We start from the raw sequence: 16,636 nt of genomic DNA on the forward strand, positions 1-16,636 counted from the left end.
TTATATATGAAAAGACTTCATTCGGCTAGGAGGAAAAGAATAAACAAAAACAACAACAAGTGAAAAAGTGTTGTCAAATTAGTACAAAAATGAAAAGAAATAATGTATTTGATTTAGTACACTTGCTTTCGTTTACAAAGGAAAAATGATGTGCTAGCATAAACTATATATGGGCTAAAGTAATGAAGAGAGAGGCCCTGTTTACAAAAGGAGGTTGAATTTTATGCCTAGAGCAAAACAATCTATGGATGGTAATACAGCCGCTGCACATGTTGCGTATGCATACACCGAAGTAGCTGGTATTTATCCAATCACACCATCTTCACCGATGGCAGATTCTGTTGATCAGTGGTCTGCAGCAGGACTGAAGAACATTTTTGGTACAACAGTTAAAGTAGTAGAGATGGAGTCGGAAGCAGGTGCTGCCGGAACCGTACACGGTTCACTGGCTACCGGTGCATTGACCACCACATTTACTGCTTCACAGGGATTATTACTCATGATTCCTAACATGTATAAAATCGCAGGTGAGAACCTGCCATGTGTATTTGATGTATCTGCACGTACTGTATCATCTCATGCACTGAACATCTTTGGCGATCACAGTGATGTATATGCTTGTCGTCAGACCGGTTTCGCAATGTTATGTGAGACCAATCCTCAGGAAGTTATGGATCTTTCTCCGGTTGCACATCTGGCAGCTTTGGAAGGAAAGGTTCCTTTCATCAATTTCTTCGACGGATTCCGTACTTCTCACGAGATTCAGAAGATCGAGAAGTGGGATTATGAAGATTTGAAAGAAATGTGCCCAATGGATGCCGTTAAGGAGTTCCGCGCACATGCTTTAAATCCAAACCATCCAACCGCTCGTGGTTCTCATGAGAACGGTGATGTATTCTTCCAGCACCGCGAGGCTTGCAACAGCTTCTATGATGCACTTCCTGCAGTCGTAGAGAAGTACATGAACAAGGTAAACGAAAAGCTCGGTACAGACTATAAGCTTTTCAACTACTATGGAGCTGCTGATGCAGAGCGCGTAATTGTAGCTATGGGCTCAATCAACGACGTGGCTGAAGAAGTAATTGATTACCTGACCGCAAAGGGAGAGAAAGTCGGACTTGTTAAGGTTCGCTTATATCGTCCTTGGTCTTCAGAAGCACTCCTTAAGGTTCTTCCTAAGACTGTTAAGAAGATTGCCGTATTAGACAGAACAAAAGAGCCTGGATCACTCGGTGAGCCGTTATATCTTGATGTATGTACCACTCTTCGTGAGGCTGGTCTCAATGATATCGTATTGGTTGGCGGCCGTTATGGTCTTGGATCAAAGGATACTCCTCCTTCATCTGTATTTGCAGTATACAAGGAACTGGAGAAGGATGCACCGAAGAACCGCTTTACCATCGGTATTGTGGATGATGTAACCAATCTTTCACTGCCTGAGGTGAAGCCGGCTCCAATCACTTCCGCACCTGGTACAAAAGAGTGCAAATTCTGGGGTCTCGGTGGTGACGGTACTGTAGGTGCCAACAAGAACTCTACCAAGATTATCGGTGACCACACCGACAAATATATTCAGGCATACTTCCAGTATGACTCAAAGAAGACCGGTGGTGTAACCATTTCTCATCTGAGATTCGGTGACAACCCAATCAAGAGCCCATATTACATCAACCAGGCTGACTTCGTGGCTTGCCACAACCCTGCATATGTAATCCAGGGAATGAAGATGGTTCAGGATGTTAAGCCGGGCGGAGTATTCATGATCAACTGCCAGTGGTCTGACGAAGAATTAGAGCAGCATTTAAATGCTGAAGCTAAGAAATATATCGCTGACAACAACATTCAGCTTTATACCATCAATGCGATCGACAAGGCAATCGAAATCGGTATGGGCAAGAGAACCAATACCATTTTGCAGTCTGCTTTCTTCAAACTTGCAGATGTAATGCCAATCGATCAGGCTGTTGAATATATGAAGGCTGCTGCAAAGAAGTCTTACTCTAAGAAGGGTGATGCTGTCGTAGAGATGAACTACAAGGCAATCGATGCCGGTGTAGATGCTGTACACAAAGTAGAAGTACCTGCTTCATGGGCAAATCCGGAAGCTGATGCACCTGCTAAGGAATTGACAGGTCGTCCTGAAACTGTGAAACTTGTTAAGGATCTCTTAACTCCGATTTCAAAGATGGATGGAGATTCCCTTCCGGTATCTGCATTCAAGGATTGCGCAGACGGTCAGTTCGTAACAGGAGCTTCTGCTTATGAGAAGAGAGGAACTGCTGTATCTGTTCCTGAATGGAATGCTGAGAAATGTATCCAGTGTAACAACTGTGCATTTGTATGTTCACATGCTACCATTCGTCCGTTCCTGTTATCAGACGACGAAGTAAAGGCTGCTCCTGCAAACATCAAGCTTGCAGATATGAAGCCGAAGGCAGGCGCATACAAGTACACCATGAGCGTATCTCCGCTTGACTGTATGGGATGCGGCGAGTGTATCACCGTATGTCCGGTTGGCGCAATCGAAATGAAGCCACAGGAATCTCAGTCTGCAGAGCAGCCTGTATTTGATTACCTGGTTGCAAATGTATCAAAGAAGACCGATGCAGGCATGAACGACTTGACCCCTAAGGGATCACAGTTCAACCAGCCATTGCTTGAGTTCTCTGGCTCATGTGCAGGTTGTGCAGAGACTTCTTATGCAAGATTGATCACCCAGCTGTTTGGTGAGCAGATGTTCATCTCCAATGCAACAGGATGTTCTTCTATCTGGGGTAACCCGGCTGCAACCTCACCATATACCGTAAACATCGACTCTAAGAAGGGTCCGGCATGGTCTAACTCATTATTTGAGGATAATGCTGAGCACGGTCTTGGTATGTATGTAGGACAGAAATATGTTCGTGAAGCTGCAATCGAAAAGATTAAAGAGATGGCAGCAGGAGATAAGGCTACTGCAGAATTCAAGGCAGCAGTTGATAAGTTCCTTGAGACCAAGGAAGATACCAAAGCAAATGTTGAGCCTACCAAGGTACTCATCGAAGAATTGGAGAAGGCTGCAGCAGCAGGATGCCCAATCGCTCCGGAAGTACTCGAGAAGAAAGATTACCTCGGCAAGAAGTCTGTATGGATCTTCGGTGGTGACGGATGGGCATATGATATCGGATTCGGCGGATTGGATCATGTCCTTGCTTCCGGTGAGAATGTAAATGTCATGGTATTCGATACTGAGATGTATTCTAATACCGGTGGACAGGCTTCCAAGGCTTCCAATATCGGTGAAGTATGTCAGTTCGCAGCAGCCGGTAAGGAAATCGGCAAGAAGTCCTTATCTGAAATCGCTATGAGCTACGGATATGTATATGTTGCTCAGATTGCACTTGGTGCAAATATGGCACAGGCTGTTAAGGTTATCGCTGAAGCAGAAGCTTATCCGGGACCATCACTGATCATCGGATATGCTCCATGTGAACTTCACGGAATTGCCAAGGGTGGTATGAACCACTGCCAGGATGAAATGAAGAAAGCAGTTGCAGCAGGTTACTGGAACCTCTTCTCATTCAATCCTGCACTCAAGGCAGAAGGCAAGAATCCATTCACTCTTACCTCTAAGGCAGGAGATGGTTCTTACCAAGACTTCTTAAATAACGAAGCCCGTTATACACGTCTGATCAAGCCGTTCCCGGAGCGTGCTGAGAGACTCTTCAAGAAGTCCGAAGAAGTTGCAAACGAGCGTTTTGCTCACTTAGAAAAATTAGTTGAATTATACAAATAATTCTGCAAGCCCCGCACAAAAGTGCGGGGCTTTGTGGTAAAATATGAATATGGGAGTAGCAACATAGTTTGATCACATTTGAATGGTAAAGTGTTATGAAGAAAGCAATGATTTCTTTGTGCGTTTCCTGTGTGGTACTATGCATGCTGCTGGTTTTTGTGGCAGTGCAGGAAAAGCAAGGCAAAACAAACACAAGAGTGATTCGCCAGGAACCGCTTCCGGGTGCGGCCGGGGCTGTGCGGAAGGAAGAGTCACAAAAGCAGACCGAGCAGGAGGAGCCTGTCGCAGAATTGCCACAGGTAGAACTTGTCATGATCGGCGACATGCTGATGCATACACGCGTCCTCGATTCCGGAAAGGCGCAAGACGGAGCATACAGCTACGATCATTTGTTTCGTCAGGTCAAAGATAAGGTGGAGCAGGCCGATCTGGCAATTGTGAATCAGGAGACAATCCTCGGTGGTACTGAACTTGGATTGTCCTCTTATCCATGCTTTAATTCGCCTTATGAGCTCGGAGATGCTGAAGTGCGCGCCGGTTTTGATGTCATACTGCATGGCACGAATCATGCGCTGGATAAGCATGCGCGTGGAATCAACAATTGTATGCAATTCTGGAATGAAAAATATCCGGATATTGCGGTGCTTGGAATTCATGACAGCTGGGATGACCAGAAGGATATTTATGTCTATACCAAAGAGGGAATCCGGATTGCTGTATTGAATTACACATATGGGACAAACGGAATCGAGATGCCGGATGGCATGGAATATTGCGTGGATTATCTCGAGGAAGAAAGAGTTCGCAAGGATGTGGAGAAGGCAAAGGAGTTGTCTGATTTTGTGGTGGTCTGCCCGCATTGGGGAACTGAATATCAGCTGACTGCAGATGCATCACAAAAGAGATGGTGTGAAAAGTTTTTGGATTGGGGCGTCGATTTGGTGATCGGGACCCATCCGCATGTCATTGAGCCCGTGGAAATGTACACGCGCAAAGATGGCAGCAGAATGCTCGTCTATTATTCGTTGGGCAATTTCGTCAACGGAACAGAGAGCAAAAAGAAGGGGATTGGTGTACGAATGATTGGTGGAATGGCGGATGTGACCATCGGCTATGAACCGGACGGTACGGTTGGTATTTTGTCCTATTCGATTTTGCCTGTTGTATGCCATGAAGATGAAGGAACTTCGTATACGGTATATTTCTTGGAGGACTACACAAAGGAATTGGCAAAGCGAAACTGGATTGTGGAGAGTGATCCGAATTTTTCGAAGGAATATTGTGATTCCGTGGTCCGTGAAGTCTGGGGAAAAGAATCTAGAAATTAAAGGGGGATTCTTAGGTGGAAAAGAATCATTTGCATTATTTGGAACAATTGTCGGAACAATATCCGACCATCAGCAAGGCGTCTGCGGAGATTATCAACCTGCAGGCAATTCTGAATTTGCCAAAAGGCACAGAACACTTCCTGTCGGATATTCACGGAGAATATGAGGCATTTTCTCATGTGCTGAAAAACGGCTCCGGCGCTGTGCGCAAGAAAATCGATGATGTATTCGGACGGAGTCTGAGCGAAGCGGATAAGGCTGTACTTGCAACGATTATATATTATCCGCGTGAAAAAATAGAACTTGTAAAAAAGACAGAGGAAGATATGGACAGCTGGTACAAGGTGACTTTGTACCGACTGATTGAGGTATGCAAAACGGTTTCATCCAAATATACCCGCTCCAAGGTGCGAAAAATGCTTCCGCCTGACTTTGCTTATATTATAGAGGAATTGATCACCGAAAAGCCGGAGGTGTTAAACAAAGAGGCTTATTATGATGCAATCGTAGATACCATTGTCAACCTCGGACAGACGGAGGAATTTATTCTGGAACTGGCCACTCTGATTCAGCATCTGGCAGTGGATCACTTGCATATTATCGGAGATATTTATGACCGTGGCCCGGGCGCTCACCTGATTATGGACCGCCTGATGAAATATCATTCGCTGGATATACAGTGGGGCAATCATGATATTATCTGGATGGGGGCTGCAGTAGGGCAACTTGCCTGTATCGCGACCGTCATTCGCAACAGTATTCGCTATGATAATCTGGATATGATCGAGGAAGGCTATGGAATCAATATGCTTCCGCTTGCAACTTTTGCAATGTCGACCTATGCGGATGATCCATGCGATATTTTTGTTTTCAAACAGCTTGGAGATGCGACGCGTACCGTCAGCGAATCTTCTCTGATTCGCAAAATGCATAAAGCAATCTCGATTATCCGTTTCAAGCTGGAAGGGCAGCTGATTAAAAAATGGCCGGAATATGGCATGCAGGATCGGCTTTTGCTCGAAAAAATTGATTATGAGCATGGAACCATTGAACTTGACGGAGAGGTTTATCCTTTGCGCGATTGCAATTTCCCGACCGTGGATCCGGAAAATCCTTATCAGCTGACAGAAGAAGAACTTGCAGTTATGATGCGTTTTCGTTCCTCTTTTTTGCATTGCGACAAATTACAGAAACATATGCGCCTGATGCTCAAAAAAGGAAATATGTATAAGGTTTATAACGGCAATTTGCTTTATCACGGAAGTGTGCCGCTGAATGAGGATGGCACGTTCCGCAAGGTCAATATTTACGGAACCGAATACTGGGGCCGTGAATTGTTTGATGTGCTGGAATCATATGTGCGCAAAGCCTTTTTCTCTACCGATATGAAGGAAAAGGAAAAGGGTGCAGATCTGATGTGGTACATCTGGACAGCTCCGTATTCTCCGTTGTACGGACGCAAGAAGATGGCGACATTTGAGCGCTATTATATTGACTGTCCGGACACCTGGGTGGAACCGAAGAACTGCTATTATGAATTGATTAATCAGCCGCAGATTGCAGAGATGATTTTGCATGAATTTGGCTTGTACGGCAAAAATATACATATCATCAACGGCCATGTGCCGGTTCATCGTTTAAAAGGCGAAAGCCCGGTAAAATGTGACGGAAAAGTGATTATCATTGATGGCGGATTCTCACGCACTTATCGCAAACGTACAGGGATTGCGGGATATACTTTGATTTTTAACTCCTATGGACTGACGCTGACTGCGCATGATCCGTTTGAGTCGGCAGAGACCGCGGTAAAGGACGGAGTGGATATTGTATCACGCCGTGAAGCCGTGGAACTGGTGGACCGTCGTATTCTCGTAGGGGATACGGATGTCGGAAAGCGCATGAAGGAGCGAATCCGCGATTTGCGTGATCTAATCTCGGCATATCAGGAAGGTGCGCTTCCGGAATTGGAGAGCAGCAATTATATTGTTTATTAGAGGTGGTGCTATGTACGAGGCGGAAGGCCTGATATTTGAAACAGAAGAAGAGGCGGCGCAGGCGCGGTCAGAGGCCGATGCGGTTCGATATATTCGTGAGCGGACCAAAATGGACGATCCGGATATGGTTTTGAAATTATATAATAATCTGTTAAAAAAACAACTGTTTAAAACGGAAGTCGGCCTCAAGTTTTTGTTTGAATTACAGGAATTTTTGGTGACCATCCCTTATATCAAAAGTGAGGATATCAAACCGATTCCCGCCCGCAATAATGCGAAAGCACAGATGGAGGACTTGCGTAAGAAGCAGTTGGAAAAGAAAATTCGCGCAAAGGACAAGCGCCGTACGCGCAGCTTTCGCATTCCTTTTTTTATTACATTATTTACGAGTATTGTTCTTGCTGCATCTGTGATTGGAATGTATGTAATCATGATTACAACGGGCGCAGATGAAGTCATTGATTATGAAAATGAACTGGTCGACCGCTATTCCGTATGGGAGCAGGAGTTGAATGAAAAGGAATCACAATTGATGGAATGGCAGAACAGACTGGAGGAATTGGAAAATGGACAAAATTAAAGTGCTGGTTGCGGATGATGAGAGCCGCATGCGCAAACTTGTCAAAGACTTTCTCGTGAAGCGCGATTTTATTGTCCTTGAGGCTTCGGACGGGGAAGAGGCATTGAGCTATTTTTATAAAGAAAAAGATATTGCATTGTTTATTCTGGACGTGATGATGCCGAAGGTCAACGGATGGGATGTGTGTAAGGAAATCCGACAGACTTCCAAGGTGCCGATTATCATGCTGACCGCAAAAAGTGCGGAGGACGATGAATTAAACGGATTTGATCTAGGAGCGGATGAATATATTACCAAGCCGTTTTCTCCGAAAATTCTGGTGGCCCGTGCAGAAGCACTTTTGAGACGCAGTAATGCAATCACGGAAGATGCACAAATTCTTTCCTCCGGCGGCATAGAATTGAACAAGACCGCGCGTATTGTCAAGGTCGACGGAAAGAATATCGATCTGAGTTTCAAAGAATTTGAATTGCTGGAGTATTTTATGGAAAATGTAGGGATTGCACTGACCCGTGAACGCATTCTGGACAGCGTCTGGAATTATGATTATTACGGGGATGCGAGAACCATTGATACGCATGTCAAAAAACTGCGCAGCAAAATCGGAGAAAAGGGAGACCTGATTAAGACCGTTTGGGGTGTGGGATACAAATATACGGCAGGAGAATAAATGAAGAGAAAGCCCTTATTTTTACAATTGTCCATCACAATGACCGTTTTGGTTACGTTTGTGATTGTTGCATGTGGAATTATCAATTATACACAGTTGGAACGGTATTATGTTCGTGAAAAAGTAGAGACGCTAAAAGATGCCTACGATGTCATCGACAAAGCCGAGATGCAGGGAAATCTGGCCAGTGATGCATTTGATGTCACCTTTGAGAAACTGTGCGCAAGAGACAATCTGAATATCCTGGTGCTGGGAAAAGGGGAAGGCGTTTTGCGCTCCAACAGCAGTACGGATTTTGCAACAATGCAGATGAATGAATTATATTATGAGCAGCAGGAGGACAATGAACGGGTATTGCTGCGTTCGGATTTGTACCGCATCGAGCGTCGAAATGATTTGCGTATGCAATCGGAATATCTGATGCTGTGGGGAACACTCGAAGACGGCAGTCCGATTTTGATCCGGACAGCTCTTGAGAGTATTCGCGAGAGTACCAAGATTTCTCTCCGGTTCTTTTTCCTAATTGCATTTGTGGCATTGCTGATCAGCATTGTCATTATTTTGATTGTCTCCCGCAAAGTGGCGAACCCGATTCATCATTTGACGGAATTGTCGCTGAGAATGTCCAATCTGGATTTTGATGCGCGCTATGAGAGCAGCAGTTTTTCAAGCAGAGAGATTGATACGCTCGGCAATTCTATGAATGAGATGTCGGAAAATCTCGAGGTTGCCATTTCGGATTTAAAATCCGTCAATAATGAATTGCAAAAAGACATCCAGCGCAAGGAACAGATTGATGAAATGCGCAAGGAATTTCTTTCGAATGTCTCACATGAGTTAAAGACGCCGCTTGCACTGATTTCAGGCTACGCGGAGGGATTGAAAGAAAATATCAATGATGATGAAGAAAGTCGTAATTTTTATTGTGATGTCATTATGGATGAAGCGGAAAAAATGAACCGCATGGTAAAACAGCTTCTGAATCTGAATGAGATTGAATTCGGACGCGACATGGTGGAAATGGGACGATTTAACATGACGGAACTGGTCAGAGGCATTCTTTCTGCAAATGCCATTTTGGCAGAGCAGGCAGGTGCAAAAATCGTTTTTGATGAGACATTGGATCCGGCATGCGTCTGGGCGGATGAATTCCTCGCAGAGCAGGTGCTGACCAATTTCCTGACCAATGCCATTCATCATTGTGAGGGTGAGAAGATTGTCCGCATCAGTTATCTGCTGCATGATGAGCTGTTGCGCGTATCGGTATTCAATACCGGAAAACAGATTCCGGAGGATGCCATTGACCGCATCTGGGAAAAATTCTACAAAGTGGATAAGGCGCGCACGCGTGAATACGGCGGAAGTGGCATCGGTCTTTCCATCGTCAAGGCAATTATGGATTCGCATAATCAAAAGTGTGGAATCATAAATCATGAGGACGGAGTGGAATTTTGGGCAGAATTTGATTGTATGCTGGGCAAAAATGATTGTACACCAAAGAAATAAGGTGTTGATATCAAAAATGAAATATGATAACATACAATTATATAGGAATAAAGTATCAGAAATAATGGGGACAAAATAAAGAGCACATGAAGAAGAGAAAAATAGCAGGATTGTTCCTGATTATGGCAACGATCTTGTCGCTTTCTGCGTGCGGAACCCCGCTTTATACGATGTCGGAAGATGAGTATGAGCTGGTTATAGCATATGCAGCGGAATCGGTAGCAAAATTCAATATTTATCAGAATGATGGCGTGATTTCTCTCTCCAAAAAAGAACTGGAATCTTATTTGGAGGAAAAGAAACCGGAGCCGGAGACGGAAACGCAAGATACGCAGGATGATAAAAATACCACAATCCGTCCGGGCGAAGGCGGCGAAAATCAGGATCCTTCTGTGACACAGCAGGATGTGACGGTACAGGAAGCGCTGGGATTGCCGGATACGATTTCTTATACCTATCGTGGCATGAAGGTGGACGACCATTACAGTGAAACCGCCGGAGCTTTGACTGCAAATGAAGGAAATACTTTTGTGATTTTATCATTTGAATTGAAAGCAACCGCGGATACTGAAATTGATTTGTTTACGATGGCACCAAAGTTCAAACTAAGCGCAAACGGAAAAGAAGTACAGCAAAAGTCATCTCTTTTGACTTCGGATCTGGCGACTTACATCGGTGCGGTTGAGGCAAAAAAGCCGAAAACAGTGGTTCTTCTGTTTGAAATGTCCAAGGAAGATGCCGCAGCTGTGAAAGATTTTTCATTGCAAGTGACTGCAAATGACAAGACCAGCTCAATAAAATTAAAGTAATTTGCAAAAAAATAGGCACAATACATAGTCAATATGATATAATAAATAATACTTAGAGCGAATAGTGGAGGGTGAATATGGATACAAATATTCTTCTTGAATCCGGAACAAACGAACTGGAAATTTTAGAGTTTACACTCGCAGACAATCATTATGGAATCAATGTTGCAAAAATTCGTGAGATTTTGCAATATCAGCCGGTTACTCCGGTTCCGAATACGCATCCGAGCGTAGAAGGAATCTTCATGCCGCGTGATACGATGATTACCGTAATCAATTTAAGAAAATGTCTTGGTCTTCCGGAGGCGGATGAAGAAGGTCTTTTCATCATTACCAACTTCAATAAACTTGATATTGCTTTCCATGTAGACCAGGTAATCGGAATTCATCGTGTATCATGGGAAGAGATTATTAAGCCGGATTCGACAATCAACAGCCAGGACGGAAGTATTTCCACCGGTGTAATCAAGATGGAAAACAAATTGGTAGTCATTCTTGACTTCGAGTCCATCGTATCCGGAATCAGTCCTGAAACAGGATTGAGAACATCTGATGTAGATAATATGGTAGAGCGTGAGAGAAGCGATTCCACCATTTTGATTGCGGAGGATTCTCCGCTGCTGAGCAAGTTGATTACAGACTGCTTAAGAAAAGCCGGATATGATAAACTTGTTATTAACAATGATGGACAAGAGGCATGGGACAAGCTTTGCGAATACAAGGCTGCAGGCAATGCATTTGACAAGATTCAGTGCATTATTACCGATATTGAGATGCCTCGCATGGACGGACATCGTTTGACCAAGTTGGTAAAGACAGACGACGACTTGAAGAATATCCCACTCATTATCTTCTCATCTTTGGTAAACGAGGAAATGCGGCGCAAAGGCGAACAGCTTGGAGCAGATGCTCAGCTGACCAAGCCTGAAATTGGACAGTTGGTTGATGCAATTGATCATTTGATTGAAAACGCTGCAAACAAATAACGAGACTAATAAGAAGAGGATGTGTGTACGCACATCCTCTTTTGGAGTATTCTATGAGCAACAAATCATCCGAAAACTATTTAGATGAATTATTATATTCGTTGAATGGAAAAGGCGCAGACCCGGTTCCGGAAGAATCCGAAGAATCAAAGGGGACTGAGCCTGTTTTTGATGCGCAGGAAAATCCGGTCAGCGATGAAGATTTTCTGAAAGAATTCGAGGAAGACCTGGGGATCTCTTCTTCAGATGATTTTTTGTCCGGATTTGAAGACGATTTGGGGATTACCTTTGATGGCGGATCGCGCAACATGGGAAGCAAAGATGACGATTTGGATTTGTTTGATGATCTCGAGGATCTGTCGGATGCCGATTTTGACGAGCTTGACGATTTCCTTGCAGAACTCGATGACAAACCGGAAAAAGAGGAAACACCGGCCGCTTTGCAATTTGATGATGGATTGCCAAATATCAGTGATATGATTGATCTCGATTCCGTGCAGGCTGCACCGGCAGACAATCCACCGGCAGAGGCTGACACCGTACTTGAAGAGACTCCGGAACCGCAGACGGACACCGTGATTGAAGAAACTCCGGCACCGCAGACGGACATACCGCAGGAAGAGCCTGATTTGGCCGCTGAAGTGGATTTGTCTGCTTCGAATGTGGAGTTGCCGATTACGGATGCGGGAGAGCCTGACCTGGCAGGAATCGACAGCGATGACCTGCTTAATATGCTTTCCGAGACGGAAGGAATGGAAGGGATCGGCGATCTGCTTTCCAAAGATGAGGATGGCACAGCGGTTGATACCAATGATGCAATCGGTGAATTTGCAGAGCGACAGATGAATGGCGAAGATGATGCTGACGGAAAGGGCATCGAAGCGGAAGAAGAGGAAGCAGACACTCCCAAAAAGAAAAAGAAGAAAAAGAAAAAAGAAGCAAAAGAAGCGCAACCGGGATTTTTTAAACGCTTATTGAATAAGCTTTTTGAATCCGATGAAGATCTGCCGGATGATGAGGCACTTGATATGACGCCGATCGATGGTCCGGGCGTGGAAGAATTATCGGAAGAAAATATGGCCCTTCTTCGGGAACTTGAGGGTGCGGATGCACAGGACAAGCCGGAGGAAGAAGACAAAAAGGAAAAGAAGAAAAAAGAAAAGAAAGAAAAGCCGAAGAAAGAAAAGAAGGAAAAACCGAAAAAGGAAAAGAAACCGAAGAAGCCGAAAGAACCAAGAGAAAAAGGCAAGCCGCTTCCAAAGAAACCGGTGATGTTCCTTTGCCTGCTGGGCATTTCCATTGGTGCAATGATTATGATTGCAACGAATCTCGCCGGCTATTCTGTTCCGATGTCTCAGGCCAAGAATCTGTATGACAAAGAAGAATTCGTAGAGGCATTCTCCAAGATTGAGGGCATGAAAATCAAAGAGGATGACGAAGCATTTTATCAGAGAGCATTGATTTTGGCAGAGGTAGAGATGGAATATCGTCACTATCTGATTTTCAAAAAGACAACAGACGAAAAAATGTCTGATGCCATGAGAGTGGAAACACTGGATGCACTTGTATGTGCGGCAGGACGATACAATACCCATCTCGAGGATGCACAGGAGTATCAATGTCAGGCACAGCTTGCAGAACTCGGAGGCAAAATCGAAGAGGCTTTGCAGGCAGATTACAAGATGTCTATGGATGAGGCGATTGAAATCTATAAGGCACGCACCAGAAAGCAATATACAATTTTGATTTATAAGAAGTTAAAGGAACTGGGACTGTACAATAATGATAGCAATAATTGATTATGGGGCCGGCAATTTAAAAAGTGTGGAAAAGGCACTGCTTGCAATCGGCAAAGAATGCGTGATTACCCGAAATGAAAAAGAGATTCTACAGGCTGACCATGTGATTTTGCCGGGCGTCGGAGCATTTGGCGATGCGATGAATCATTTGAAACAATATGATTTGGATAAGGTGATTCGTGAATATGCACAGACAGGGAACCCGTTCCTCGGAATCTGCCTTGGCCTGCAGCTCCTTTTTGAAGGCAGTGACGAATCGGAAGGCGTGGAAGGCCTTGGACTGTTAAAGGGCGAGGTGGTCCGGATTCCGGCTGAGCCGGGTTTGAAGATTCCACATATTGGCTGGAACTCTTTGCATTTGCAAAATAACGGACGCTTATTTGCGGGAATGCAGGATGAGCCATATGTCTATTTTGTCCATTCCTATTATTTGAAGGCAAAAGAGCCGCAAATTGTAAAAGCAACAGCAGAATATGGTGTGACCATACATGCTTCGGTGGAAAAGAATCAGATTTTTGCCTGTCAATTCCATCCGGAAAAGAGCGGTGCGATCGGATTGCAGATTTTGCGTAACTTTACTGAAATAACAAATCAATAGGAATACAAAGATGTTTACGAAGAGAATTATCCCATGCCTGGATGTGAACAACGGTCGCGTTGTGAAGGGCGTTAATTTTGTGAATTTAAGAGATGCCGGAGATCCGGTTGAAATTGCGGCAGCATATGATCGCGCGGGTGCTGATGAAGTGGTTTTTCTTGATATTACGGCTTCGTCAGACCAGAGAGGCACGGTTGTAGATATGGTGCGCAGAGTGGCTGAGCGCGTCTTTATCCCGTTTACAGTCGGCGGTGGTATCCGCACGGTTGAAGATTTTAAGGTGCTTTTGCGGGAAGGTGCGGACAAGATTTCCATTAATTCCTCAGCAATCAATACGCCTGAATTGATTGGCAATGCGGCTGACAAATTCGGAAGCCAATGTGTCGTGGTTGCCATTGATGCAAAGAAAAGAGCGGATGGCAGCGGCTGGAATGTATACAAAAACGGCGGCCGGATTGATACCGGTCTGGATGCGATTGAATGGGCAGCCAAAGTGAATCAGCTGGGCGCCGGGGAAATTCTGCTGACCAGCATGGATTGCGATGGTACAAAAGCAGGATACGATATCGAACTGACCAGACAGATTGCGGAGACTGTTTCGATTCCGGTTATTGCATCAGGTGGTGCCGGTACGAAAGAACATTTTTATGACGCGCTGACAGAGGGAAAGGCAGATGCGGTACTTGCAGCATCCCTGTTCCACTATAAGGAGCTCGAAATCAGCGATTTGAAGCAGTATTTGCATGAGAGAGGCGTGTCTGTGAGACGATAAGGATAAAAGCAATATGAGTGCAATTGAGAATGACTGGAAGGACGCTTTGGAGCCGGAATTCCATAAAGATTACTATAAAAAATTATATCAGTTTGTAAAACATGAATATGAGACGCAGACAATATTTCCACCTGCGGATGACATTTTTACGGCATTGCATTTGACACCACTTTCAGAAGTGAAAGTGGTGATTTTGGGTCAGGATCCATATCATAATGTGAATCAGGCACATGGCCTTTCTTTTTCGGTATTGCCATCACAGCCGGTGATTCCGCCATCGCTGCAAAATATTTACAAAGAGTTGGCCGATGATCTGGGATGTACCATTCCGACGACAGGTTATTTGAAGAAATGGGCGGAGCAGGGCGTATTGATGCTCAATACCGTATTGACGGTGCGTGCACATCAGGCAAATTCTCATAAAGGGAAAGGTTGGGAACAGTTTACGGATGCAATTCTTGAGGCTGTGAATCAAAAGCCGGAACCTGTGGTATATCTGCTTTGGGGCGGACCGGCGCAAAAGAAAGCCGCAATGCTGAATAATCCGAATCATCTGATCCTGACAGCACCACATCCGAGCCCACTTTCGGCATATCGTGGATTTTTCGGTTGCCATCACTTCAGCAAGGCCAATGCATTTTTAAAGCAGCACGGAATCAAAGAAATCGACTGGCAGATTGAATCATAGGCATAATTAAATGAAAAATAAAGACAGACAGCAAAAAAGACACTTGATAAAGTGTCTTTTTTTAACCCCGATACCCCAATCTCCTAAAAAAGAGGAGAGCCCTGCAATCCGTAGAGAACAGGGCAAATTATGAAAAAACTAACAAGTAAAATACTTATTAACCTAAGAAATATATTAACACTTTGTTCAAAATAAATCAACAAAATATGTACGATTTGTCGAAAATGAATATATTCTAACAATCAATTTGTGCAAAATGTACAGAAAATAAAAATGGTATCTTGAAAAATAGTACTTTAGGGTGTATATTGAAAATAACAATAGGCACTTTTTAACCGACACCGTTTTCAAAGGAGTGAATTCGATGAATATTGGATCATTTAATTCCGATTCAATCGGTACCTTGCTTTCGAGTCTGCCCGGCAGTCAGAGGGGCAACACTTCAGCAATGGCAAATATGTATCAAAATCTAAATGAACTTGCCAGTGTAAAGAGTGGATCATATTATAAACTGGCTCGTTCTTATTATGCAAAAGAGAACGAACAGACGAGTGAAAAGACGGACAAAAAGACTGTCAAAAAGGAGAATACATCTACCTCCAAAAGCAGTACAAAGGAGTTGGCGGAACAGGAGAAAGCTGCAACTGAGCTGATCGAGTCTTCCAAGGCTTTGTACAAGAGCAATTCGCTGTGGAAAAAAGATGATGAGGGCAATTACAACCGTGATAAAATCTATCAGGCTGTTTCCGCATTTATCGACGATTATAATCAGACCATCAAGGAGAGCGCATCTTCTGAAGTGACCGGGATTGCACATGCGGCAGCTGCTTTGGTCAATGCCAACCGTTCCAATTCCTCGTTGCTTGACAAGATTGGAATCAGTATGGATTCGTCCAATTATAAGCTGAGCATTTCGGAAGAGACATTTAAGAAGGCTGATATCGGCAAGATTAAATCGCTCTTTTCCGGAACAGGAAGCTATGCATATCAAATGGGAGCACAGGCTTCCATGATTCAGAATTATGCGCAGCTTGAAGCATCAAAAGCCAATACATATACCAAAGGTGGTTCTTTTGGCGCAACACATGCGAACGGATCAATCTATGATTCGATTACTTAATGCTGAACAGA

The 16,636-nt window shown here is 44.2% G+C and carries 13 protein-coding genes; all 13 read left to right on the forward strand.

All coding sequences use genetic code 11. From position 1 onward, the window contains the following. The first annotated feature begins 223 nt into the window (after positions 1–223). On the forward strand, positions 224–3,775 hold the full coding sequence (nifJ, locus tag CSX02_RS10410; protein WP_099386630.1) for a pyruvate:ferredoxin (flavodoxin) oxidoreductase: 3,552 nt from the start codon (positions 224–226) through the stop codon (positions 3,773–3,775). A gap of 95 nt (positions 3,776–3,870) precedes the next feature. Then, positions 3,871–5,103: a CapA family protein gene (locus CSX02_RS10415; protein WP_099386631.1), complete on the forward strand. Its 1,233-nt coding sequence runs from the start codon at positions 3,871–3,873 to the stop codon at positions 5,101–5,103. Positions 5,104–5,117: 14 nt separating this feature from the next. Beyond that, entirely contained in the window at positions 5,118–7,097 is a 1,980-nt protein-coding gene (locus CSX02_RS10420; RefSeq protein WP_099386632.1) for a fructose-1,6-bisphosphatase, read from the forward strand. Positions 7,098–7,107: 10 nt separating this feature from the next. Continuing rightward, positions 7,108–7,677, forward strand: coding sequence for a hypothetical protein (locus CSX02_RS10425; protein WP_099386633.1), 570 nt, complete (start codon positions 7,108–7,110; stop codon positions 7,675–7,677). Further along, entirely contained in the window at positions 7,664–8,347 is a 684-nt protein-coding gene (locus tag CSX02_RS10430; protein WP_099386634.1) for a response regulator transcription factor, read from the forward strand. The genes CSX02_RS10425 and CSX02_RS10430 overlap by 14 nt, the downstream gene beginning before the upstream one ends. Continuing rightward, positions 8,348–9,853: a sensor histidine kinase gene (locus tag CSX02_RS10435; protein WP_099386635.1), complete on the forward strand. Its 1,506-nt coding sequence runs from the start codon at positions 8,348–8,350 to the stop codon at positions 9,851–9,853. Positions 9,854–9,939: 86 nt separating this feature from the next. Further along, positions 9,940–10,662 carry a hypothetical protein gene (locus CSX02_RS10440; protein ID WP_099386636.1) on the forward strand — a complete coding sequence of 241 codons (723 nt, stop codon included), beginning with the start codon at positions 9,940–9,942 and terminating at the stop codon, positions 10,660–10,662. 77 nt (positions 10,663–10,739) lie between these two features. Beyond that, positions 10,740–11,648, forward strand: a complete 909-nt coding sequence (locus CSX02_RS10445; protein WP_099386637.1) for a chemotaxis protein — start codon at positions 10,740–10,742, stop codon at positions 11,646–11,648. A 53-nt stretch (positions 11,649–11,701) separates the two neighbouring features. Then, a complete protein-coding gene (locus CSX02_RS10450) occupies positions 11,702–13,447 on the forward strand; it encodes a hypothetical protein (RefSeq protein WP_099386638.1) in 1,746 nt (581 codons plus the stop codon). Beyond that, positions 13,431–14,045 (forward strand): imidazole glycerol phosphate synthase subunit HisH, encoded by a 615-nt coding sequence (gene hisH / locus CSX02_RS10455; protein ID WP_099386639.1) that lies wholly within the window; start codon positions 13,431–13,433, stop codon positions 14,043–14,045. Before CSX02_RS10450 ends, hisH begins: the two co-directional genes overlap by 17 nt. Before the next feature lie 10 nt (positions 14,046–14,055). Then, on the forward strand, positions 14,056–14,817 hold the full coding sequence (gene hisF / locus CSX02_RS10460; protein WP_099386640.1) for an imidazole glycerol phosphate synthase subunit HisF: 762 nt from the start codon (positions 14,056–14,058) through the stop codon (positions 14,815–14,817). Positions 14,818–14,830: 13 nt separating this feature from the next. Then, positions 14,831–15,505: a uracil-DNA glycosylase gene (locus CSX02_RS10465; RefSeq protein ID WP_031543503.1), complete on the forward strand. Its 675-nt coding sequence runs from the start codon at positions 14,831–14,833 to the stop codon at positions 15,503–15,505. A gap of 364 nt (positions 15,506–15,869) precedes the next feature. Next, a complete protein-coding gene (locus CSX02_RS10470) occupies positions 15,870–16,625 on the forward strand; it encodes a hypothetical protein (RefSeq protein WP_099386641.1) in 756 nt (251 codons plus the stop codon). Positions 16,626–16,636: the final 11 nt, after the last annotated feature.

It is taken from the genome of Agathobacter ruminis (assembly GCF_002735305.1).
Classification (GTDB): Bacteria; Bacillota; Clostridia; order Lachnospirales; family Lachnospiraceae; genus Roseburia; species Roseburia ruminis.